This window comes from Stenotrophomonas sp. YJH_SMC_6 (genome assembly GCF_059371335.1).
On sequence record NZ_JCAFUM010000012.1, the window covers coordinates 50,837 to 71,198 of the forward strand.

A 20,362-nucleotide genomic window follows, 5' to 3' on the forward strand; every position below is an offset into this window, starting at 1 on the left:
CTATTCCCGCAGAGACAAGGAAGTCATCAATGCCGCATCCACGCCCGGAACCATCTGGAGAAGCAAGCCCCTCTGTTGAGGGGCTGCCCCGACAGGGGCGGGGAGAGGCAGGCAAAGGGAGGGGCCCACGCGTTGCCACGCAACGTGTGGGGCGACGCGCGAAACGCGCGTCGTGTCCCGCGCCAGATAAAAGAAAAGGGCTGCCTTTCGGCAGCCCTTTTCTTTTATCTGGCGGAGAGGGGGGGATTCGAACCCCCGAGGCGCTATAAACGCCTGCCTGATTTCGAGTCAGGTACATTCAACCACTCTGCCACCTCTCCGGGTGGTCCCCGGCGGACCGGGGACGCGCATCATACGAGGAAGTGAGGCCGACGACAAGTCATTCCGGCCAACGAACTGAAAATTTCCTGGGCGCATGCCTTGCCGGATGCCTGCGGCCACCCGATGATGCCTGTCTCCCCCGGCAATACCCCGCCCTGCCTACCATGATCGAATTCGGACACCTCACCCACCCCGGCATGCGCCGCGAGCTCAACGAGGACACCTACTACGGTGACAGCGAGCTGGCCCTGTGGCTGGTGGCCGACGGCATGGGCGGGCATGCCTGCGGCGAAGTGGCCAGTGCACTGGCACGCGAAACCATCGTGCGCGAGATTCGCCGCGGCGCACCGCTGGCACAGGCCATCCGCACTGCCGACGAAGAGATCATCCGCGCCTCGCGCCGGCGCAACGACACGTTGCCGATGGGCACCACCGTGGTCGCCGCGCGCGTGCAGGGCAACCGCTATGAAGTGGCCTGGGTCGGCGACAGCCGCGCCTACCTGTGGCGCGACGGCCAGCTGGCGCAGCTCAGCCAGGACCACAGCGTGGTGCAGGAACTGGTCGCGCAGGGCAACCTGACCGCCGAACAGGCGCGCGCGCATCCGCATCGCAACGTGGTCACCCAGGCACTGGGCGTGACCGATCCAGCCCACCTGAACGTGGCCACCACCAGTGGTGAGCTGCGTCCGGGCATGCAGCTGCTGCTGTGCAGCGACGGTCTCACCGAGGAAGTGGATGACCGCGGCATCGCCCGCACCCTGGCATTCGAAGATGCCAGCGCGCAGGAATGCGTGGATACGCTGGTCGCCGCCGCACTCGATGGCGGTGGCCGTGACAACATCAGCGTGATCCTGGTGCGCTGCCATTAACCGGTAGAGCCTCGCCATGCGTGGAGGCGGTAGTGCCGGCCGCTGGCCGGCTCACGCGGGGAACCTCGTATCAGGACGATGCCGGCCAGCGGCCGGCACTACCTCGATGTATTACGCGCTGGCGGGCTCTTCCACCTTCGGGCCATCCCACAGCGCGTGGCCGGCCTTCTTGCGCAGCCGTTCCAGCCGCGCAGCGTGCGCTTCCAGTTCCGACGGCGTAGCCACCACGCGCGGACGAGGCAGCAGCTTGCTGGTATCGAAAGCCTGCAACGCCGCGCCGGCACCGCCGCCATCTTCCTCGCCCAGGCCGAAGCCGATCTCTTCCTGACCCGAGGTCAGTGCGATATAGACATCGCCAAGGATCTGCGCATCGAGCAGGCCGCCATGCAACGCACGGTGCGAGTTGTCCACGCCCAGCCGCTTGCACAGCGCATCCAGCGAGTTGCGCTGGCCCGGGAAGCGCTCACGCGCCATCGCCAGGGTATCAATCACCGTGCAGCGGTCGGTGATCTTTCCGTACTGCGGCCCCAGCAGCGACAACTCGTTGTCGAGGAAGCCAAGGTCGAACGCCGCGTTGTGGATGATCAGCTCGGCGCCATCGATGAACGCCAGGAACTCATCGGCGATCTGCGCGAATTCAGGCTTGTCATCGAGGAACTCCAGGGTCAGGCCGGTGACTTCCTGCGCGCCCTGTTCGAACTCGCAGTCCGGCTTGATGTACTGGTGGTAGTTGTTGCCGGTCGGGCGGCGCTTGAACAGCTCCACGCAGCCGATTTCGACGATGCGGTTGCCCTTCTTCCACTCCAGGCCGGTGGTTTCCGTATCGAGGATGATCTGACGCATGGGCTCAGTTTACCGGGCTGGCGTCGCGGATCTGGATCGCCGCGTTGCGGGCCAGGGTATCCACCCGCTCATTGTCCGGGTCGCCGGAGTGGCCCTTCACCCAACGCCAGTCGATCTGGTGCCGCAGCGTGGCCGCGTGCAGGCGCTCCCACAGCTCGCGGTTCTTCACCGGATCACCGCCAGCGGTCTTCCAGTTCTTGCGGATCCAGCCGGGCATCCACTGGGTCAGGCCCTGCCGCACGTACTGCGAGTCGGTGTAGAGCACGATGTTGCACGGCTCGGTCAGCGTCTCCAGCCCGGAAATGGCCGCCATCAGCTCCATCCGGTTGTTGGTGGTGTGCGCTTCACCGCCACTGAGCTCGCGCTCGTGGCCCTTGTAGCGCAGCAACGCAGCCCAGCCGCCGGGGCCGGGATTGCCGAGGCAGGATCCGTCGGTGTGGATTTCGATGGTTTTCAATACAGCTCCAGAATCAGGTAGCAACGGTGCCGTGCCAGCGCACCGGCAGCGGTTTCGGCCCGGGCAGGGCCAGCGTGCGTTTCTCCGCATGGAACAGGCAGGCCGCGCGCAATGGCGCCCAGCCCCCCGGGCGACGGCTGCCGGCACCGCGCCAGAGCGGGCCGAGGTAGCGCATATCGTCGCACTCCAGGCCATGGCGGCCGAGCAGCAGGCGGATCCGCTGCGGCGTACGCACCACCAGCCCATGCTGCCGCCAGTGCGTGCGGTAGGGGCTGAACGGATTGAGGCTGCTCAGCCACAGATGGCCGCCCGGCATCAATACGCGCTCGCACTCGTCGAGCAGCAGGTCGGCATCGCCGGTGGTGACATGCTGCAGCACGATCGCATTGACGCTCTCGTTGGCCAGGGGCAAGGGCAGCCCGCAGCGGGTATCGCCGTCATAGCCCGGTCCCGACCCCTGCCGGTACAGGCGCAGGCCGCGCCCACCCAGCTGCGCATCCTCCAGCCAGGCCGCACTCGGCGCGATCCACAGCCAGGGCTGCGCGGGCAGCGCCGACAGCTGCGGAAGCAGCAACTGCCGTTCCAGGACGCGCAGCGCCGCCGCCGGCTCACTGTCGAACCACGGGGTCTGGCTCGCTTGACGGGTGCTCTGCAGCGCGGGCATGGTCCAATTCTATGCGACTGACTGCCCTGCCCGCATTTGCGGATAACTACATCTGGACGCTGATCGCCGACGATGGCACTGCCGTGGTCATCGACCCGGGTGACGCCGCGCCGGTGCTCGCACTGGCCGATCAGGGCCTGCGCGTGGACACGATCCTGCTCACCCACCACCACGACGACCACATCGGTGGCGTGCCCGCACTGCAGGCTCGTTTTCCCGGTGTACGGGTCATCGCGCCGGTCGAAGAGCGCATCCCCACGGCCACCGAACGGGTCGGCGAAGGTGAACGCGTTCAGGCACTGGGCCGGACGTTCCACGTACTATCCGTGCCCGGGCATACCCGCAGCCACATCGCGTTTCACACTGCTGAACATCTTTTCAGCGGAGATTCGTTGTTCAGCCTGGGCTGTGGACGTCTGTTCGAAGGTACGCCGTCCCAGCTGCTGGCATCGATGCGCAAGCTGGGTACCTTGCCCGCGCAACTGCTGCTTTGTTGCGCCCACGAGTACACCGTGTCAAATGCCGTCTTCGCGCGGCATGTCGACCCCGCCAACGCTGCCCTGTGGCAGCGCCAAGAGGAGGCTTTGGCCATGCGCCGCGATGACCGTTCCACCCTGCCGGTAACCCTGGCCAACGAATTCGACTGCAATCCCTTCCTGCGTGTGCACGCGGCGCCGATCCGTGCGTCGGTCTCGGCACACCTGGGCCGTGACGTCGTTGACGACGTCGACGTGATGGCCGGTCTCCGGCACTGGAAAGACGGCTTCCGCGCATGATGCGCCGAAGTCTGCCGCTGGCCCTGGGCCTTGCCCTGGGGCTGGCCGGAACCGCGGGCGCACAGTCGCTGGGCGCCGGCATCAGCCAGAACCTGACCGCCGCTGCGGCCCTGCCGCTGGATCCGGCTGCGCTGCCCGCCGCTTCGGTGCGCAACGGCCAGGAGATCTTCACCAGCTTCCGCGACGGACTGGCCGAACCCAGCTGCGACGCCGAGGCCACCAGCCCGCGCTGGCAGAAGCAGTTCGCCCACGCCCCCTCGCGCCTGGCCAACCAGGATGACGATGCGCTGGTGCTGTTCGGCTACGTGGTCGAAGAGCTGCGCAAGGCCGACCTGCCCACCGAGTTCGCGCTGATTCCCTTCGTGGAAAGCGGCTACCGGCCCAATGCCCGCAATGGCAGCGGCCCGACCGGCCTGTGGCAGTTCATCGCCACCACCGCGCGCAACCATCGCGTGCCGATGACCAACGGCTATGACGGCCGCCTGTCGGCGGTCGATTCGACCCAGGCCGCAGTGCGCTACCTGAAGACCCTGCACGGCATGTTCGGCGGCGACTGGCGCCTGGCCACGATGGCCTACAACGCCGGCGAGTACCGCGTGCTGCAGTCCATGCGCAAGGCTGGCATGAACGCGCAGAACGCCAAGCCTTCAGCGCTGCCCGGCCTGTCGCCGGTCACCCATGCCTACGTCGAGAAGCTGCATGCCCTGGCCTGCGTGCTGGAAGACGTGGAAGACCAGCCTGGCGTGATGGCCTCGCTGGACCGCACCGTGCCGGTGCTGAAGGACCACACCCTGCCTGCGGGCACCAGCGTGCAGCAGTGGGCCACACAGCGCGCCCTGGACCCTGCCAGGATCGCCCGCCTCAACCCGGCCCTGGCCTCCGGTGGCCGTCCCTCGGGTACCACCCGCGTGCTGGCGCCGGTCTCGGCCGCAAATGCGACGGTAGCGGAGGCAGCGACCGCGCTGGTCGCCACCACCGCACCGGTGGCGGCCGCTGTACCGACGCCGCAGGTCACCAGAACCGTCGCCGCGATCGCCGACCGTCCGCGCAGCCGCCGCCACACCGTGCGTGATGGCGAGTCGGCCTGGACCATCGCCCGCCGCTACGGCATGCCGGTGAAGGCCCTGCTGTCGCTGAACGGCCTGAGCGGCAGCAGCGTGCTGAAGCCTGGCGCGGTGCTGCGCGTCGAGGATTGACGCACAGGCCAAGCGCCTCCCGTATAGAGCCGAGCCCATGCTCGGCTTTTTCATGCCTGCGCCCAGCGGATGCAGTCGAGCACGGCTCGACTTTACAAACGGCGGTCGAGCAAGCTCGACCACTACCAGAGGCCAAGCGCGCCACAAACGACGCGAAGACAAAAAAAGGCCCGGCATTGCCGGGCCTTCTTCGATCCTGCCCGCCGCGAGGCTTACAGGTTCGCTTCGGTGGTCTGGATCACGAACTTCTTGCGCATCGCCTCGACATAGGCCTTGGCCGCAGCCATGCCATCGATCTGGCTCAGCTGGTCCTTCAGCTGCTTCTGCTGCTCGGCGGTCACTTCCTTCACGTCGCCCGGGTTCACCTTGTTCACCGCGAACAGCAACGCATGGCCGTTGACATCGACCTTGCCGTAGCTCGGCTTGCCATCGGCCGGCACCGGCGCGCTGAAGATCGCGCGGTTGATTTCCGGGGTCGGCACCGGCTGGCTGCGCGGCAGGCCGGGCATCGGGCTCAGCTGCAGCTTCTCGCTGGCCGCCAGCGACTGCAGGGTGGCGCCCGCCTTCAGCTTGGCCAGCACGGCATCGGCCGCCTTGTCGCTGGCCTGGCGCTGACGGTCGGCACGGATCGCGGCGATCACCTGCTCGCGCGCCTTGTCCAGCGGCATGGCCTGTTCCGGGGTGTGCGCGGCCACGCGGATGACCACACTGTGGTTGGTCGCGCCGCCCAGCGCGATCGGGTCGCTGGCGGTCCCGTCCTGCACCAGCACGTCGGAGAAGGCCGCACGCAGCACGCCCGGGTCAGCGGCGATGCCACTGGCGGTGGCACGGGTGATCGGGCCCAGCGTCTGCAGCGGCAGGTTCACTTCCTTGGCCGCGGCAGCCAGATCGCTCGGGCTCTTGTTGATGGCGTCGACCAGACGGCCGGCCAGTTCGTTGAAGCCGCGCTCGCCGTCGGCCTTCAGCTGCTCGGCAGCCAGCGTGTCACGCACTTCCTCGAAGGACTTGCCCTGGCCGCCACGGACCGCAGCAACCTTGATGATGTGATAGCCGAACTCGGTCTTGACCGGACCAATCACGTCACCGGCCTTGGCAGCGAACAGCGCATCTTCGAACGGCTTGACCATCGCGCCGCGTTCGACCCAACCCAGGTCACCACCCTGGCCCTTCGAACCCGGGTCTTCCGAGTTGGCCTTGGCCAGTGCAGCGAAGTCGGCGCCGGCGGCCTTGGCTTCGGCGGCAATCTTGTTCGCCTTGGCTTCGGCACCGTCGCCGGTGATCAGGATATGCGAGGCCTGGCGCTGCTCCGGCGTGGTGAACTTCGCCTTCTCGTCTTCATAGCGCTTGCGCAGGGTGGCTTCGTCGGCGGCGGTCGGTGCCGGCAGGTTCGCACCATTGATCTCGACGTACTCGAGCGAAACGCTCTCGGCCTGGCGGAAGTCCTTGCCATGGCTGTCGTACCACTGCTTGATCTGCGCGTCGGTCACCGGCGCGGTATCGGCCGGCACTTCCGGCAGCGCGGCCAGTTCGACATCGCGGGTCTCGCCCAGCAGCTTCAGCAGGCGCTCGGTCTCGGACTGGGTAACGAAGCCCGAGTTCTGCAGGCCCGACGGAATCACCGACTGCTGCAGGCTCTCACGCACCAGTTCCTGGAACTGGGTCGGAGTACGCGGCGGATTGCCACCGGCCAGCGCGAGGCGGTAGTTGTTCTCGTTGAACTTGCCGTTCGAATCGAGGAAGGCCGGAATGGTGGCGATGTACTCGCGCACCGCGCCATCGCCGATCACGACACCGGCCTGCTCGCCGACCAGGCGCACGACCTGCTCGTCGATCAGCTGGTCGAGCACGGCCAGCTTGTTCTGGGTGCTCTCGAACGCGCGCGGGTCGAAGTTCTCGCCCTGCTGCTGGCGCTCACGCATGCGCTCCTGCTCGAAGCGGGTGCGGAAATCCTGCGCGCTGATCTCGTGGTGCTGCCACAGCATGCGCACCGGCCACCACGACGGTGCCGAACGCCACCAGGTCGGGGGCGCGGAAACCTTGGCCACGTTCTGCGCGCCAACGCCACCCAGGTAGCTGTTGTCGATCACGAACAGGAACGGAATCATCAGCAGCCCCAGGATCACGGTGACGATCCAGCCTGAGGTCTTGTCGCGGAGTTTCTGCAGCATGGTGAGGAATCACAAGGCCTGATTGGCGAGCCCGGCAGTGTAACCCGCTTCGTCGCAGGGACCAAAAGCAACACCGGCGTGGCCTGCGCACCGCTTCGCGACGACACAAAGAAAAAGCCCCCGGCTTGCGCCGAGGGCTTTTAAAGTTGGCGGAGCGGACGGGACTCGAACCCGCGACCTCCGGCGTGACAGGCCAGCATTCTAACCAGCTGAACTACCGCTCCGCGCTGAAACTTTGCAGGCGCCCAGTATATCCGAAGACTGCCTGGAAACCCAGCCCGATGAACACTTTTTTCAAAGTTTTTTCACAGGGACTTAAGAATTCTGCAATGGCGGAGCGGACGGGACTCGAACCCGCGACCTCCGGCGTGACAGGCCAGCATTCTAACCAGCTGAACTACCGCTCCGTTCTTGCAAAAACCTTTTCGCCTTCTTCCCGAACCTTCCGGGGAGAAGACAAGGCCCCCGGCTTCAGGCCGGGGGCCTCGATGTAGTGGCGGAGCGGACGGGACTCGAACCCGCGACCTCCGGCGTGACAGGCCAGCATTCTAACCAGCTGAACTACCGCTCCGCATTGTTGCTTTTTTTGCTTTCCAACCAGCCTGGACCGGGAAGAAAACAAAGCCTCCAGCTTTTGGCCGGAGGCCTCGTTGAATGGCGGAGCGGACGGGACTCGAACCCGCGACCTCCGGCGTGACAGGCCAGCATTCTAACCAGCTGAACTACCGCTCCACACTCAAACTTTTACCGCGGTGCTGTGGTGGGTGCTGAGGGTTTCGAACCCCCGACCCTCTCCGTGTAAAGGAGACGCTCTACCGCTGAGCTAAGCACCCCAGCGAGCCGCTTAGTTTACAGCATCCTTCAGGGCCTTGCCAGCCTTGAACGACGGATTCTTCGAAGCAGCGATCTTGATGGTGTCGCCGGTCTTCGGGTTGCGGCCGGTGCGTGCAGCACGGTCGCGGACCTGGAAGGTACCGAAGCCAACCAGGGTGACCGCATCGCCGTCCTTCAGCGCCTTGGTGATGGCAGCAACGACGGCATCGACAGCGCGGCTGGACTCGGCCTTGGTCAGGTCGGCAGCTTCAGCAACGGCATCGATCAATTCGGTCTTGTTCATTCTCTACAACTCCTTTGGCGGTGGGTTCCGCTTATTCGACAGGGAAGCAACCGCATGCCTTCTGCATGCGGCCACCATGTGGAAACGGTTCGCCGATTCAGTCATCGCTGACAGCGATCACTCATTCGCGAGTGCTGCTTTTATACCAGTGGCCCTACCCCCACGCAAGCTGGAAAGCCAGCAACGACGCGGGTTTCGGGCCATTGGACAGCGCGCGTCAATGCTTGACGCGCGCGCTTCCACTCGGTTTGGCCTTGCTGCGCACCGTGACACGCTGCGCACTCTTGCGCGCCTTCTTCGGTGCCAGCGGACGCTCCAGCGCCAGGTCCAGGACTTCTTCGATGTACTTCACCGGCACGATCTTCAGATCGCGGGTGACGTTGGCTGGAATGTCGGCCAGGTCCTTGCGGTTCTCTTCCGGGATGATCACCGTGCGGATGCCACCACGCAGTGCCGCCAGCAGCTTTTCCTTCAGGCCGCCGATCGCGGTGACGCGACCACGCAGGGTGATCTCGCCGGTCATCGCCACATCGGCACGCACCGGTACCTTGGTCAGCATCGACACCAGCGAGGTCACCATCGCCGCGCCGGCACTCGGGCCGTCCTTCGGCGTGGCACCATCGGGCACGTGCAGGTGCACGTCGTGCTTCTGCAGGAAGTCGCTGTCGATGCCGAAGCCGACCGCGCGCGAACGCACCACCGACAGTGCCGCCGACGCCGATTCCTTCATCACGTTGCCGAGCTGGCCGGTCAGGATCAGCTGGCCCTTGCCCGGCACCAGCGTCGATTCGATCTGCAGCAGATCGCCGCCGACCTCGGTCCAGGCCAGGCCGGTGACCAGGCCGATCTCGTTCTCTTCCTCGGCACGGCCGAAGTCGAAGCGACGCACGCCCAGGTACTTGTCCAGGTTCTTGCTGGACACGCTCACCAGCGCCTTCTTCTTCGCACCCTTCTTCGCCTTCGCCGCCGGCTGCGGGCCGGCCAGCGCGATCTCCTTCACTACCTTGCGGCAGATCTTGGCGATCTCGCGTTCCAGGTTGCGCACGCCCGATTCGCGCGTGTAGTAGCGCACGATGTCCTGGATGGCATCGCTGCCGATCTCCAGCTCTTCCGGCTGCAGGCCGTTGGCCTTGATCTGCTTGGGCACCAGGTAGCGGGTAGCGATGTTGAGCTTCTCATCCTCGGTGTAGCCGGGGATGCGGATCACTTCCATGCGGTCCAGCAGCGGGCCCGGAATGTTGAGCGAGTTCGAGGTGGCCACGAACATCACTTCGGACAGGTCCAGGTCCACTTCCAGGTAGTGGTCGTTGAACGCGTTGTTCTGCTCCGGGTCGAGCACTTCCAGCAGCGCCGAAGACGGATCGCCACGGAAGTCCATCGACATCTTGTCGATCTCGTCGAGCACGAACAGCGGGTTCTTGCTGCCGACCTTGTTGAGGTTCTGCACGATGCGGCCCGGCATCGAACCGACGTAGGTACGACGGTGACCACGGATCTCGGCCTCGTCGCGCACGCCGCCCAGCGACATGCGCACGAACTTGCGGTTGGTGGCCTTGGCGATGGACTGCCCCAGCGAGGTCTTGCCCACGCCCGGCGGCCCGACCAGGCACAGGATCGGGCCCTTCATCTGCTTCACGCGCGACTGTACCGCCAGGTATTCAAGGATGCGTTCCTTGACCTTCTCCAGGCCGTAGTGATCGGCGTCCAGAGTGTCCTGCGCAGCCTTCAGGTCCTTGCGCACCTTGCTGCGCTTCTTCCACGGCACGCCCAGCAACCACTCCAGGTAGTTGCGCACGACGGCCGCTTCGGCCGACATCGGCGACATCTGCTTGAGCTTGTTCAGTTCGTTGCGCGCCTTGGCTTCAACGGCCTTCGGCATGCCGGCTTCGGCGATCTTGCGGGCCAGTTCTTCCAGCTCGCCCGGTGCGTCGTCCAGGTCACCCAGTTCCTTCTGGATGGCCTTCATCTGTTCGTTGAGGTAGTACTCGCGCTGGCTCTTCTCCATCTGCGACTTCACGCGGCCGCGGATGCGCTTCTCCATCTGCTGCACGTCGATCTCGCCGTCGACCAGGCCGACCAGCATCTCCAGGCGGTCGCCCACGGCCAGCGTTTCCAGCAGGCGCTGCTTGTCGGCCAGGCGCACGCTGATGTGCGCAGCGATGGTGTCGGCCAGGCGCGCCGGCTCATCGATGCCCGACAGCGTCTGCAGCAGTTCCGGCGGCAGCTTGCGGTTGGTCTTGACGTACTGCTCGAACAACGACATCAGCGAGCGTGCGATCGCTTCGACCTCGCGCGCTTCGCGCTCGTCGGTGGCGTCGATCTCCACGGCCTGGCCGTGCAGCGAGCCGTTGCGCTCGTCGACGTGGGTGACCTGCACGCGCGACAGGCCTTCGACCAGCACCTTGATGGTGCCGTCGGGCAGCTTCAGCAGCTGCAGCACCTGCGCCAGCGTACCGACCTGGTAGAGGTCGGCCGCATGCGGGTCGTCGGTCTCGGCCGACTTCTGCGCCAGCAGCAGGATGCGCTTGTCCGATTCCATTGCCTGTTCGAGCGCGTGCATGGACTTGTCACGGCCGACGAACAGCGGGATGACCATGTGCGGGAACACCACTACGTCGCGCAGCGGCAGGACCGGCAGGTCGAGGGTTTCACTTGGGGAACGGGCCATGGGGGCTCCAGGGAAGGGGAAAACCGCCTCCGGGAGGGCATCTTCCGGAGACAAAAAAAGCCGATGGCCCCGTTATGGGGCCATCGGCTTTCAGATGCAAGGCATTCCTTGAAAATCCTTTCCAATCAACAACCTGGAAGGATCACTCGGCGCCTGCGGCCTTCTGTTCAGGGGCCGCCGGGGTCTGGTAGATCAGGTACGGCTCGGACTTGTGCTCGATCACCGACTCGTCCACCACCACCTTGCTGACGTTTTCCTGCGACGGCAGGTCGTACATGGTGTCCAGCAGGACCGATTCGACGATGGTGCGCAGGCCACGGGCACCGGTCTTGCGCTTGAGCGCCTTGCGGGCAATGGCCGACAACGCGTCCGGGCGGAACTCCAGCTCGACGTTCTCCATCTCGAACAGCTTCTTGAACTGCTTGGTGATGGCGTTCTTCGGCTCGGTCAGGATCTTGATCAGGGCCGGCTCGTCCAGCTCCTCCAGGGTCGCCACCACCGGCAGGCGGCCGACGAACTCGGGGATCAGGCCGAACTTGATCAGGTCTTCCGGCTCGACTTCGGCCAGCACCTTGCCCACTTCCTGCTTGCGCTCGCTGCTCTTCACCTTGGCACCGAAGCCGATGCTGCCGACGTCGGTGGAACGGGCCTGGATCACCTTGTCCAGCCCGGCGAACGCGCCGCCGCAGATGAACAGGATGTTCTTGGTGTCCACCTGCAGGAATTCCTGCTGCGGATGCTTGCGGCCGCCCTGCGGCGGAACGCTGGCCACGGTGCCTTCGATCAGCTTCAGCAGGGCCTGCTGCACGCCTTCGCCGGACACATCGCGGGTGATCGACGGGTTCTCGCTCTTGCGCGAGATCTTGTCGATTTCATCGATGTAGACGATGCCCTGCTGCGCCTTCTCGACGTCGTAGTCGCACTTCTGCAGCAGCTTCTGGATGATGTTCTCCACGTCCTCGCCCACGTAACCGGCTTCGGTCAGCGTGGTGGCGTCGGCCATGGTGAACGGCACGTTGAGCAGGCGGGCCAGGGTCTCGGCCAGCAGGGTCTTGCCCGAACCGGTCGGGCCGACCAGCAGGATGTTCGACTTCGCCAGTTCGACGTCGTCGTTCTTCTGCCGGCTCTCGATGCGCTTGTAGTGGTTGTACACGGCCACGGCCAGGGTGCGCTTGGCGCGGTTCTGGCCGATCACGTACTGGTCGAGCACCTCGAGGATCTCGCGCGGCTTCGGCAGCGAACTGCGCGCCGACTGCGCCTTTTCCTCAAGCTCCTCGCGGATGATGTCGTTGCACAGCTCCACGCACTCATCGCAGATGAATACGCTCGGACCCGCAATCAGCTTGCGCACTTCATGCTGGCTCTTGCCGCAGAAAGAGCAGTAGAGGATCTTGCCGGTGTCCGTGGAACGACCTTGGCGGTCTTCGCTCATGCTTCGCTTACCCAGTTACCCCACCCGCTGAACGGGGGTTCGATTCGAGAATAGCACAGGGCCGAGGGGACACCAGTCCCGCCCGACCCTGCAGGAACGGGGCCTCCATGGCCCCGTGAAGGCCGGTCAGCCGGCCTGGATCGACTCATCCGGACGACGCTCCAGAACCTGGTCGACCAGACCGTAGGCCTGCGCCTCGAAGGCGCTCTTGAAGTTGTCGCGCTCGGTGTCCCGGGCGATCGTCTCCAGCGACTGGCCGGTGTGCTTGGCCAGCACCTCGTTCAGGCGCGAACGCAGGGTCAGGATCTCACGCGCGTGGATGTCGATGTCGGTGGCCTGGCCCTGGTAGCCACCCAGCGGCTGGTGGATCATCACGCGCGAGTTCGGCAGCGCATAGCGCTTGCCGGCTTCGCCCGCGGCCAGCAGCAGGGCACCCATCGAGGCAGCCTGGCCGATGCAGGTAGTGCTCACATTCGGCTTGATGTACTGCATGGTGTCGTAGATCGCCATGCCGGCGGTGACCACGCCACCCGGCGAGTTGATGTAGATGTTGATGTCCTTTTCCGGGTTTTCCGATTCCAGGAACAGCAACTGCGCCACCACCACGTTGGCCATGTGATCGTCGATCGGGCCCACGAGGAAGATCAGGCGCTCCTTCAACAGGCGCGAATAGATGTCGTAGGCACGCTCGCCGCGGCTGGTCTGCTCGACCACCATCGGAACCAGGTTCAGGGCTTTGGTTCGGTTGTCCATTACGTGAGGTACCTATCTTGGGGGGCAACAACCCCGCGCCGGCAAAGGCGCGGGGCATCCGGTGATCCGCCCGGGCTTACTGGCGGATCGCGTCCTGGAACGACAGCTTCTCTTCGGTGTGCTGGGCACGCTCGGCGATCCAGTCGATCACCTGCTCTTCCATCACACGGTTCTGCAGGCCAGACATCAGCTGGGGGTCGTTGCGGTACATCTCAATGACCTGCTCCGGCTCTTCGTAGGTCGAAGCGATCAGACGCATCGTTTCGTTCAGGCGCTTGGCTTCCAGGCGCAGGTCGTTGATGCGGGCCACTTCACCGACCAGCAGGCCGACCAGCACGCGCTTGGCGGCCGCTTCCTTGAAGCCTTCATGGGCATCGGCCGGGATCTCGCCGACGTTCTGGCCGTTGCGGCGGATCTGCTCGACCTGCTGGGCCAGCATGGCGCGGGCTTCGTTCTCGACCAGGCGCGGCGGCATTTCCACCGAGGAATAGGCGGCGATCAGCTGCTCGCCCACTTCGCGGCGCAGGCGGTTCATCAGGGCGCCCTTCAGCTCGCGCTCCAGGTTGGCGCGGATGTCGCTGCGGAACTGCTCCACATCGCCACCCTTCACGCCGAAGCTCTTGATGAAGGCTTCGTCGACCGCCGGCACGACCGGCTCGGACACTTCGGCGACCTTGACGGTGACCTGCACGGTCTTGCCGGCCAGCACCGGCACGCGCCAGTCAGCCGGGAACTCGACGTCCAGGGTCTTCTCTTCGCCCTTGGCCAGGCCGACCAGGCCCTTTTCAATGGTCTCGAACATCATGCCCTGGCCGAGCACGATCGAACCCTTCTCGGTGCCTTCGGCCGGCAGGCGCTCTTCACCGGCCTGCGACCAGGTTTCCACCGCGACCAGGTCACCGTCCTGCGCGCCACGGCTGACCGGGGCCCAGGTACGACGCTGGTTCTGCAGGTTCTCGATCATCTGGTCGATGTCGGCGTCGGTGATCTCGGCGGTGTGGCGCACGACAGTCAGCTTGCTGACGTCGATGTCGCCGAAGTCCGGCACCACTTCCACGGTGGCCACGAAGGAGAATTCACCCTCGTCGCCCTTGTCGATGCGCGGGCTGCCGACGATGCGCAGATCGTGCTCGCGCACGGCCGCGTCGAAGGTTTCGCGCAGCAGGCCGTCCAGCGCCTCGCCACGGACCTGCGCGCCGAAGCGCTGCTCGATCACCTTGGCCGGCACCTTGCCCGGACGGAAACCCTTGATGCGGGTGGTACTGGCGATTTCGCCCAGGCGGCCGACGATGTGGCTCTGCAGACGGTCTTCCGGCAGCGAGAAGCTCAGGCGGCGTTCCAGGTTGCCGGTGGATTCGATCGAAGCTTGCATGTTGACTCCTGCCACCGGTGGCCCAGGCCCCCGGCTCGATGATTGGGATGAAACGGTTGTAAGGACACGACGTCTGGGACGCGCCTGCTTGCCGCAGCCCTTTAGTTTCGCCCAATTCGGCCTGCACTGCCAGCGCGTGCCGGTCAAGGGGGGCAGCGGGGCCCGATCAGGGCGGGGGACAGGCCGGCACTGGTGCGAAAGGGGGGACTCGAACCCCCACGCCTTGCGGCACTGGAACCTAAATCCCGAAGCCCCTGCCGATTAGTGCTGACCACTCAACTACTTACAGCGTTCCAGTCTATCAGGTGACGCTTCGGGTGACATATAGGTGACGCCGGGTGCCGCGACAGGTGACACCAGGTGACGCCGAATAAAGTGGTCATCTTCGGCGGACCTCCTCCTAGGACAACCATTCAGAACTACTCATTGCTGTTCACCACCGAGGACTACTACAGTTCCACATAGGTCCACCCAGGACCAACAACCGAACCACTCAGGACCGTACCGGGCAGCCCCCGGTGCGGTCCTCCCGTTTTGACTTTTGCATCCCCCGAGGGCAAACGATGACGACTTGGCAAGAGAACGACCTGCACGCCGCCCAGCTCGAACTGGAGAAGGAAAGCACCAGCCTGGGCATTGCCCGCTACGAGAAGATCAGGGAGCAGCGCCAGGAGGCCGAGACCGGCCCCGGCCGCAAGCTGGTCATGGAGAGCATCGACGCCACCGCCGCCGCGATCATGGCGTTCGTGGCCGAAGCCGACACCGGCAAGCCGGGCAAGCGCCACGCCGCCCTCAAATTCATCCGCCACCTGAACCCCCACGCCCTCGCCTATCTGACCAGCTTCACCTGCGTCAACGCGCTGGTCGCCGATCACCGCAAGGCGGTGTCCGTGGCGATCACCCTGGGCCACGAGGTCGCCAACGAGATCAACTTCTCCCTGCTCCGCGAGAAGCACCCCGGCCTGTACCGGGTCGTCCAGGAGCAGCTCAAGAAGTCCACCTCGGCCCGGCACTCCACCGCCGTCATGCGGCACGTCATCGCCGACGCCGAGTTCGCCCCCGAGGACGACAAGCGCCTCTACCTGTCCGACAAGGACGCGCTGCTGGTGGGCATGAAGCTCATCGAGCTGTTCGTCGAGGCGACCGGGCTGGTCGAGCTGGTCACCGTCGCCGAGCGCGGCAAGCGCCACCTGCTCATCGCCGGGAATCAGAAGGTGCTCGACTGGCTGACCAAGGCCCACGACAGCGCCGCCCTGTACCAGCCGGTGCTGATGCCGATGGTCGTCCCGCCCCGTCCGTGGACCACGCCCCGCGACGGCGGCTACCTGACCGACATCGGCGGCCGGGCTGACCTCGTGCGTACCCGCAACCGCGCCTACAAGCGCGAGCTGGCGCTGGTCGATATGCCCAACGTCTACCAGGCCCTCAACGCCATCCAGGCAACCGCCTGGAAGGTGAACGTGCCCGTCCTAGAGGTCATGCGCGAGCTGTGGAACGCAGGCGGCGGTGTCGCCGGGCTGCCGGAGCGTGAACTGATGGACCTGCCGAGCCGCCCTGCCCTGCTGGAGACCGACCCGGACTACTTCAAGGAGCACCACGCCGACGAGTTCAAGGAATGGAAGCGCGACCGCGCCAAGGTCTACGAGGCCAACGCGCGCAGCGTGTCCACCCGCCTCGCCGCCGCGCAGAAGATCGCCTTGGCGGAGAAGTTCGCCGAGTACCCCGCGATCTACTTCCCTCACAACCTCGACTTCCGCGGCCGGTGCTACCCCCTGCCCCCGACGCTGACCCCGCAGGGTGATGATGCGGCCAAGGGCCTGCTGACGTTCGCCCAAGGCGTGCCGCTCGGCGAGGACGGTGCCTACTGGCTCGCCATCCACGTCGCCAACTGCTTCGGCGTGGACAAGGTGTCGTTCGAGGAGCGCGTGGCCTGGGTGCGCGAGCACGAGGAGCAGATTCTCGACAGCGCCCTCGATCCGCTGGACGGCCAACGCTTCTGGATGGACGCCGACAGCCCGTTCTGCGCGCTGGCAGCGTGCTTCGAGTGGCTCGGCTACAGCCTCAACGGCCGCGATCACGTCTCCCACCTGCCCATCGCGCTCGACGGCTCCTGTAACGGCCTCCAGAACTTCTCGGCCATGCTCCGCGACTCCGTGGGCGGTGCAGCCACCAACCTGATCCCGCAGCCGAAGCCCGCCGACATCTATTCGCGCGTGAAAGACGTGGCCCAGGAGAAGCTGCGCGCCCGTGCCGAGAGCGGCGACCCGCTGGCGATCAAGCTGGACGGCCAGCTCACCCGCGACATCGTGAAGCAGCCGGTGATGACGCTGCCCTACGGCGTCACGAAGTCGGGCATGCGCGCCCAGGTGCTCTCCAAGTTCAAGAAGCTGGGCATGGAGGACGATTGGGAGACCGCCGAGTACCTGGCGACCCTGCTGTGGGAGTGCATCGGCGAGGTCGTGATCGCAGCCCGCGCGGCGATGGACTGGCTGCGTGACGCCTCCAAGGTCGCCTCGTCGGCCGACCTGCCGGTGAGCTGGACGACCCCCGCTGGCTTCCCGGTCCTCCAGGAGTACCGCGAGGAGGAAGGCGTCCGCATCCGGCCGCACGTCGGAGGCCGCGAGGTGAATTTAGTGGTCAACATCGGCGGTACTAAGCTCGACCGTCGCAGGCAGACCCTCGGGATCAGTCCGAACTTCGTCCACTCCTGCGACGCCAGCCACATGATGCTGACCACCTGCCTCGCGGCAGAGAACGGCATCGAGTCGTTCGCCATGATCCACGACTCCTACGGTACGCACGCGGGCCAGGCAGCAATCCTCGCCGCCGCACTCCGGCAGGCGTTCGTCGATCAATACAGCGGCGACGTACTGGCCGACTTCCGACAGCAACTCGTCGAGCAGCTCCCGCCAGAAGCGGCAGAGAAACTCCCACCCCTCCCGCCGCATGGCGACCTGGACCTCAGCCTGGTGCTGGAGTCGCGCTATTTCTTTGCCTAGTCCATCCCCCTTTGGCAATTGATACCCCAAGCGAGAACATCAACATGAGCATCAACTACCAGCACGCACTGAACACCTACGTTGCCCAGGACCACTTCGGTGTGGTCCTCGGCATCTACAACCCGGCCGAACACGGCACGGTCGAGGAGTTCAAGCACCGCATGACGGAGCTGCACGCAGGTGCGTGATCGCGTCATCGACGGACTGCACTCACGTTCTGCCGAGAGCGCCGCACGCGGCGCTTTCGTAGTGATCGACAGCGTGCAGTCCCTCGGCCACCCGGCCGATCAGGTGATCGGCTTGGCGTGCGCCTTCAAGAACTTCTGCGAAGTGCTCGGCCTCGATCCGATGGAAGTGCTGCGGGTCGTCTCGCGCATGGAGCAGGACTGCCGCTACCGGCAGGTCAACACCCTCAACGCCGTGCGCCGCTACGCGGAGCGCGAGCTGAAACCGCACTACCCGTGATGCGTGACCCGATCACCGACGCCTTCATCGACGAGGCGCTCATCGGCTTCGACATCGACGAAGCCTTCGGCATTTCCGCCGACACCCCGTTGACCGCCGCCGCTGACCTGTGGCGCGCGGGCATCTATCTCCCGACCAACTACGAGACCGACAACTGATGGCAACCAAGAAGCGCGAACGATTCGTCTCCCCCAAGGGCACCGCCGTGTGGCCGCGCCTGAACGAACCGGACACCAAGTTCAAGCCGGAAGGCGAATACACCGTGAGCCTGGCGTTCGACCCGAACGACAAGGACTTCAAGGCGCTGGCGAAGAAGCTGGAAACCCGGCGCGACGAGCTGTTCCAGGAGTTCCTGAGCGAGAACCCGAAGAAGAAGAAGGGTGCCGAAGTGGCCCCGGTGTTCACCGAAGAAACCGACGAGAACGGCGATGACACCGGCCGCGTGCTGGTGAAGTTCAAGATGAAGGCCAGCGGCGTCAGCAAGCGCACCGGCAAGAAGTTCACCATGCGCCCGGACATCTTCGACGCCCGCGGCAAGAAGATCGACAACCCGCCGCAGATCGGCGGCGGCAGCGAACTCAAGGTCTCCTACGAGATCGGCGGCTCGTTCGTCGAATCGGCCAAGAAGTTCTACCTGACCTGCTACATGGTCGCCGTCCAGGTGATCGAGCTGGTCGAGTTCGGCCAGCGCAACGCCAAGGACTACGGCTTCGGCGAGGAGGACGGCTACGAGGCCGCCGACAGCGCGCCGTTCAGCGACAGCGATGACGACTCGGACGACGACAGCGACTCCGACGACGAGGGCGATGACGGCGACTACTGATCCGCTGTCGGTCATCGTGAACACCGCGAGGGGGGCCAAGCATTTGGCCTCCCTCACGTTCCCGTTTGACCCGGTGCCCGCCTCGCGCCCGAAGGTTTCGCGCTGGGGCGTCTACTACGGCAAGACCTACAAGACCTGGAAGGAAGCCGCAGAGAAGCATCTGCCAGCCGGTGATCTGGACCTGTCGCCGACCGATCCGGTTTTAGTGGTCATCATCGCGGTATGCAAACGCGCCAAGACCTCGAAGGCCGCGTTTCCCAAGGGCGACGTGGACAACCTCGCCAAGGGGCCGATGGACGTTGTGACCAAAGCCACCGGCTATTGGGCCGACGACAAGCAAGTCATGTGGCTGCTCTCCGGTAAGCGCTGGGCGCAGCCGGACGAAGAACCACGCACCGAAGTCCACCTCTACAAACTCTAAGTGCGCCTCAAACCTCTGGAATCGGTAGAGGCGCTGTTCGTCCTCGCCAGCATGACCCGCCCCGAGCAGGTCACGACCGGCGAAGAACTCGCACGCCTGCACCGCTCGCAGGGCTACTCGAAGATCGCCGTCCACTTCGTCATCGAACGTGACGGCTCGATCTACGACGGTCGCCCGCTGAATCAGCCCGGCGCTCTCGCCGGTAAGCACAACCAATCCGCATACCAAGTCTGCCTCCTGGGCGGCGTCAACGACGCCATGCAGCCCGAGGACAACTTCACCGAAGCCCAACACGCCGCGCTGCGACGCCTGCTCGCCGCCTACGGCAAGCCCGTCGTGTGGGCACCTGACTTCCCTCGATAGGAGAACCCAACGTGAAACCGCTGCCCCCGCAAACCCAGGTCGTCCTGGATCACCTGCGTCGCCACTCGCACCTGACCTCGTGGCAGGCCGAAGGCGTCTACCGCATCCGCCGCCTCGCCTCGCGCGTCGATGAGCTGCGCGCTGCTGGCTTCGAGATCGAAACGCAGACCTGCGAGGACGCCTCGGGGCAGCGGTACACGCGCTATCGCCTGTCGCGCCGTCAGCGCCGCAGCAAGGCTCCGCTCCTGGAAGCGCGCCGCGCTCCGAAGCAGTACCGCGTCGATGCGCTGCTCCAGCTGTATCGCAACTACTGCACCGACGAGCTGGGCCTCGACGCCAACGATGCGACCGAAGAAGTCGCCGCATTCACCAAGTTCCTGCTGGAGAAGAACGCATGACCAACACCGCTACCACCGTCATTCCGTCCGCGATGCGCCTGGCTTTCGAGCGCGCATGGGCGCGCGCCGACAAGCCGTTCCGCGGCCTGGGCCGCACCGTCAAGGGTGCGCTGAATCGTCGCCTCGGCATTTCCTACCGCAAGCGCATGTGGTCCGTGGAGCGTGCAAAGCGCTGACTCCGAATACCTCCACAAAGAGCCGTGCCCGAACTGCGGCAGCAAGGACAACCTTGCGCGCTACAGCGACGGGCACGGCTA

Annotated in this window: 21 protein-coding genes and 6 tRNA genes; 12 read left to right on the plus strand and 15 right to left on the minus strand. The window is 65.3% G+C overall.

Annotated features, from left to right (window positions below):
* Positions 1-229: 229 nt before the first annotated feature.
* Positions 230-320 (minus strand) — tRNA-Ser (locus tag AC5P9N_RS14490).
* Between the two features lie 165 nt (positions 321-485).
* Between AC5P9N_RS14490 and AC5P9N_RS14495 the strand changes: the two genes are divergently transcribed.
* Entirely contained in the window at positions 486-1,190 is a 705-nt protein-coding gene (locus AC5P9N_RS14495; RefSeq protein ID WP_005408277.1) for a PP2C family protein-serine/threonine phosphatase, read from the plus strand.
* Positions 1,191-1,301: 111 nt separating this feature from the next.
* Here the strand turns inward: AC5P9N_RS14495 and dnaQ are convergent, their stop codons facing one another.
* The 3 genes from dnaQ to AC5P9N_RS14510 are packed head-to-tail and all read right to left on the minus strand — an operon-like array spanning position 1,302 to position 3,154.
* Entirely contained in the window at positions 1,302-2,033 is a 732-nt protein-coding gene (gene dnaQ / locus AC5P9N_RS14500) for a DNA polymerase III subunit epsilon (RefSeq protein WP_005412428.1), read from the minus strand.
* Positions 2,034-2,037: 4 nt separating this feature from the next.
* The gene (gene rnhA, locus AC5P9N_RS14505) at positions 2,038-2,490 is read right to left on the minus strand and encodes a ribonuclease HI (RefSeq protein ID WP_005408275.1); all 453 of its coding nucleotides are present in this window, start codon (positions 2,488-2,490) and stop codon (positions 2,038-2,040) included.
* A 13-nt stretch (positions 2,491-2,503) separates the two neighbouring features.
* Positions 2,504-3,154 carry a class I SAM-dependent methyltransferase gene (locus AC5P9N_RS14510; RefSeq protein ID WP_049397081.1) on the minus strand — a complete coding sequence of 217 codons (651 nt, stop codon included), beginning with the start codon at positions 3,152-3,154 and terminating at the stop codon, positions 2,504-2,506.
* Positions 3,155-3,165: 11 nt separating this feature from the next.
* Between AC5P9N_RS14510 and gloB the strand changes: the two genes are divergently transcribed.
* Together gloB and AC5P9N_RS14520 are read left to right on the plus strand one after the other, a co-directional pair.
* Positions 3,166-3,930: a hydroxyacylglutathione hydrolase gene (gene gloB / locus AC5P9N_RS14515; RefSeq protein ID WP_099485207.1), complete on the plus strand. Its 765-nt coding sequence runs from the start codon at positions 3,166-3,168 to the stop codon at positions 3,928-3,930.
* Positions 3,927-5,126: a lytic transglycosylase domain-containing protein gene (locus AC5P9N_RS14520; RefSeq protein WP_099485206.1), complete on the plus strand. Its 1,200-nt coding sequence runs from the start codon at positions 3,927-3,929 to the stop codon at positions 5,124-5,126. The genes gloB and AC5P9N_RS14520 overlap by 4 nt, the downstream gene beginning before the upstream one ends.
* A gap of 212 nt (positions 5,127-5,338) precedes the next feature.
* On the opposite strand, the gene AC5P9N_RS14525 is transcribed toward AC5P9N_RS14520, so the two are convergent.
* The 11 genes from AC5P9N_RS14525 to tig all read right to left on the minus strand — a co-directional run bounded on the left by AC5P9N_RS14525 (position 5,339) and on the right by tig (position 14,636).
* Positions 5,339-7,294, minus strand: a complete 1,956-nt coding sequence (locus AC5P9N_RS14525) for a peptidyl-prolyl cis-trans isomerase (RefSeq protein WP_099485205.1) — start codon at positions 7,292-7,294, stop codon at positions 5,339-5,341.
* A 147-nt stretch (positions 7,295-7,441) separates the two neighbouring features.
* A tRNA-Asp gene (locus AC5P9N_RS14530) sits at positions 7,442-7,518 on the minus strand.
* A gap of 106 nt (positions 7,519-7,624) precedes the next feature.
* Positions 7,625-7,701 (minus strand) — tRNA-Asp (locus tag AC5P9N_RS14535).
* Between the two features lie 87 nt (positions 7,702-7,788).
* A tRNA-Asp gene (locus AC5P9N_RS14540) sits at positions 7,789-7,865 on the minus strand.
* Between the two features lie 84 nt (positions 7,866-7,949).
* Positions 7,950-8,026: transfer RNA gene (locus tag AC5P9N_RS14545), tRNA-Asp, on the minus strand.
* A 26-nt stretch (positions 8,027-8,052) separates the two neighbouring features.
* Positions 8,053-8,127: transfer RNA gene (locus AC5P9N_RS14550), tRNA-Val, on the minus strand.
* An 11-nt stretch (positions 8,128-8,138) separates the two neighbouring features.
* Entirely contained in the window at positions 8,139-8,411 is a 273-nt protein-coding gene (locus AC5P9N_RS14555; RefSeq protein WP_005408270.1) for an HU family DNA-binding protein, read from the minus strand.
* Positions 8,412-8,628: 217 nt separating this feature from the next.
* Complete coding sequence (gene lon / locus AC5P9N_RS14560) at positions 8,629-11,079, minus strand: endopeptidase La (RefSeq protein ID WP_099485204.1); 2,451 nt, start codon at positions 11,077-11,079, stop codon at positions 8,629-8,631.
* 142 nt (positions 11,080-11,221) lie between these two features.
* Complete coding sequence (gene clpX, locus AC5P9N_RS14565) at positions 11,222-12,511, minus strand: ATP-dependent Clp protease ATP-binding subunit ClpX (protein ID WP_004154600.1); 1,290 nt, start codon at positions 12,509-12,511, stop codon at positions 11,222-11,224.
* A gap of 126 nt (positions 12,512-12,637) precedes the next feature.
* Positions 12,638-13,264 (minus strand): ATP-dependent Clp endopeptidase proteolytic subunit ClpP, encoded by a 627-nt coding sequence (clpP, locus tag AC5P9N_RS14570; protein WP_004146318.1) that lies wholly within the window; start codon positions 13,262-13,264, stop codon positions 12,638-12,640.
* A 76-nt stretch (positions 13,265-13,340) separates the two neighbouring features.
* Positions 13,341-14,636 carry a trigger factor gene (tig, locus tag AC5P9N_RS14575; protein WP_099485203.1) on the minus strand — a complete coding sequence of 432 codons (1,296 nt, stop codon included), beginning with the start codon at positions 14,634-14,636 and terminating at the stop codon, positions 13,341-13,343.
* Positions 14,637-15,199: 563 nt separating this feature from the next.
* Between tig and AC5P9N_RS14580 the strand changes: the two genes are divergently transcribed.
* The 9 genes from AC5P9N_RS14580 to AC5P9N_RS14620 are packed head-to-tail and all read left to right on the plus strand — an operon-like array spanning position 15,200 to position 20,281.
* Positions 15,200-17,635, plus strand: coding sequence for a DNA-directed RNA polymerase (locus AC5P9N_RS14580; RefSeq protein ID WP_005412423.1), 2,436 nt, complete (start codon positions 15,200-15,202; stop codon positions 17,633-17,635).
* Positions 17,636-17,679: 44 nt separating this feature from the next.
* On the plus strand, positions 17,680-17,823 hold the full coding sequence (locus AC5P9N_RS14585; RefSeq protein WP_005412422.1) for a hypothetical protein: 144 nt from the start codon (positions 17,680-17,682) through the stop codon (positions 17,821-17,823).
* On the plus strand, positions 17,816-18,100 hold the full coding sequence (locus tag AC5P9N_RS14590; RefSeq protein WP_005412421.1) for a hypothetical protein: 285 nt from the start codon (positions 17,816-17,818) through the stop codon (positions 18,098-18,100). The genes AC5P9N_RS14585 and AC5P9N_RS14590 overlap by 8 nt, the downstream gene beginning before the upstream one ends.
* Positions 18,100-18,258 (plus strand): hypothetical protein, encoded by a 159-nt coding sequence (locus tag AC5P9N_RS14595; protein ID WP_154267700.1) that lies wholly within the window; start codon positions 18,100-18,102, stop codon positions 18,256-18,258. Before AC5P9N_RS14590 ends, AC5P9N_RS14595 begins: the two co-directional genes overlap by 1 nt.
* Positions 18,258-18,923 carry a hypothetical protein gene (locus AC5P9N_RS14600; RefSeq protein ID WP_004154595.1) on the plus strand — a complete coding sequence of 222 codons (666 nt, stop codon included), beginning with the start codon at positions 18,258-18,260 and terminating at the stop codon, positions 18,921-18,923. Before AC5P9N_RS14595 ends, AC5P9N_RS14600 begins: the two co-directional genes overlap by 1 nt.
* Positions 18,907-19,344 (plus strand): RusA family crossover junction endodeoxyribonuclease, encoded by a 438-nt coding sequence (locus AC5P9N_RS14605; protein ID WP_157178715.1) that lies wholly within the window; start codon positions 18,907-18,909, stop codon positions 19,342-19,344. Before AC5P9N_RS14600 ends, AC5P9N_RS14605 begins: the two co-directional genes overlap by 17 nt.
* The gene (locus tag AC5P9N_RS14610; protein ID WP_004154593.1) at positions 19,345-19,707 is read left to right on the plus strand and encodes an N-acetylmuramoyl-L-alanine amidase; all 363 of its coding nucleotides are present in this window, start codon (positions 19,345-19,347) and stop codon (positions 19,705-19,707) included.
* A gap of 11 nt (positions 19,708-19,718) precedes the next feature.
* Positions 19,719-20,105: a helix-turn-helix domain-containing protein gene (locus AC5P9N_RS14615; protein WP_004154592.1), complete on the plus strand. Its 387-nt coding sequence runs from the start codon at positions 19,719-19,721 to the stop codon at positions 20,103-20,105.
* A complete protein-coding gene (locus AC5P9N_RS14620; RefSeq protein ID WP_004154591.1) occupies positions 20,102-20,281 on the plus strand; it encodes a hypothetical protein in 180 nt (59 codons plus the stop codon). The genes AC5P9N_RS14615 and AC5P9N_RS14620 overlap by 4 nt, the downstream gene beginning before the upstream one ends.
* The last annotated feature ends 81 nt before the right edge of the window (positions 20,282-20,362 follow it).

Bases quoted from the DNA above. Each gene is read 5' to 3' on its own strand.
- clpP (WP_004146318.1), bottom strand. From the start codon at position 13,264: ATGGACAACCGAACCAAAGCCCTGAACCTGGTTCCGATGGTGGTCGAG.
- AC5P9N_RS14510 (WP_049397081.1), bottom strand. From the start codon at position 3,154: ATGCCCGCGCTGCAGAGCACCCGTCAAGCGAGCCAGACCCCGTGGTTC.
- AC5P9N_RS14595 (WP_154267700.1), top strand. From the start codon at position 18,100: ATGCGTGACCCGATCACCGACGCCTTCATCGACGAGGCGCTCATCGGC.
- AC5P9N_RS14580 (WP_005412423.1), top strand. From the start codon at position 15,200: ATGACGACTTGGCAAGAGAACGACCTGCACGCCGCCCAGCTCGAACTG.
- AC5P9N_RS14620 (WP_004154591.1), top strand. From the start codon at position 20,102: ATGACCAACACCGCTACCACCGTCATTCCGTCCGCGATGCGCCTGGCT.
- AC5P9N_RS14585 (WP_005412422.1), top strand. From the start codon at position 17,680: ATGAGCATCAACTACCAGCACGCACTGAACACCTACGTTGCCCAGGAC.
- AC5P9N_RS14495 (WP_005408277.1), top strand. From the start codon at position 486: ATGATCGAATTCGGACACCTCACCCACCCCGGCATGCGCCGCGAGCTC.
- clpX (WP_004154600.1), bottom strand. From the start codon at position 12,511: ATGAGCGAAGACCGCCAAGGTCGTTCCACGGACACCGGCAAGATCCTC.
- AC5P9N_RS14525 (WP_099485205.1), bottom strand. From the start codon at position 7,294: ATGCTGCAGAAACTCCGCGACAAGACCTCAGGCTGGATCGTCACCGTG.
- lon (WP_099485204.1), bottom strand. From the start codon at position 11,079: ATGGCCCGTTCCCCAAGTGAAACCCTCGACCTGCCGGTCCTGCCGCTG.
- dnaQ (WP_005412428.1), bottom strand. From the start codon at position 2,033: ATGCGTCAGATCATCCTCGATACGGAAACCACCGGCCTGGAGTGGAAG.
- tig (WP_099485203.1), bottom strand. From the start codon at position 14,636: ATGCAAGCTTCGATCGAATCCACCGGCAACCTGGAACGCCGCCTGAGC.
- AC5P9N_RS14605 (WP_157178715.1), top strand. From the start codon at position 18,907: ATGACGGCGACTACTGATCCGCTGTCGGTCATCGTGAACACCGCGAGG.
- AC5P9N_RS14600 (WP_004154595.1), top strand. From the start codon at position 18,258: ATGGCAACCAAGAAGCGCGAACGATTCGTCTCCCCCAAGGGCACCGCC.
- gloB (WP_099485207.1), top strand. From the start codon at position 3,166: ATGCGACTGACTGCCCTGCCCGCATTTGCGGATAACTACATCTGGACG.
- AC5P9N_RS14520 (WP_099485206.1), top strand. From the start codon at position 3,927: ATGATGCGCCGAAGTCTGCCGCTGGCCCTGGGCCTTGCCCTGGGGCTG.
- AC5P9N_RS14555 (WP_005408270.1), bottom strand. From the start codon at position 8,411: ATGAACAAGACCGAATTGATCGATGCCGTTGCTGAAGCTGCCGACCTG.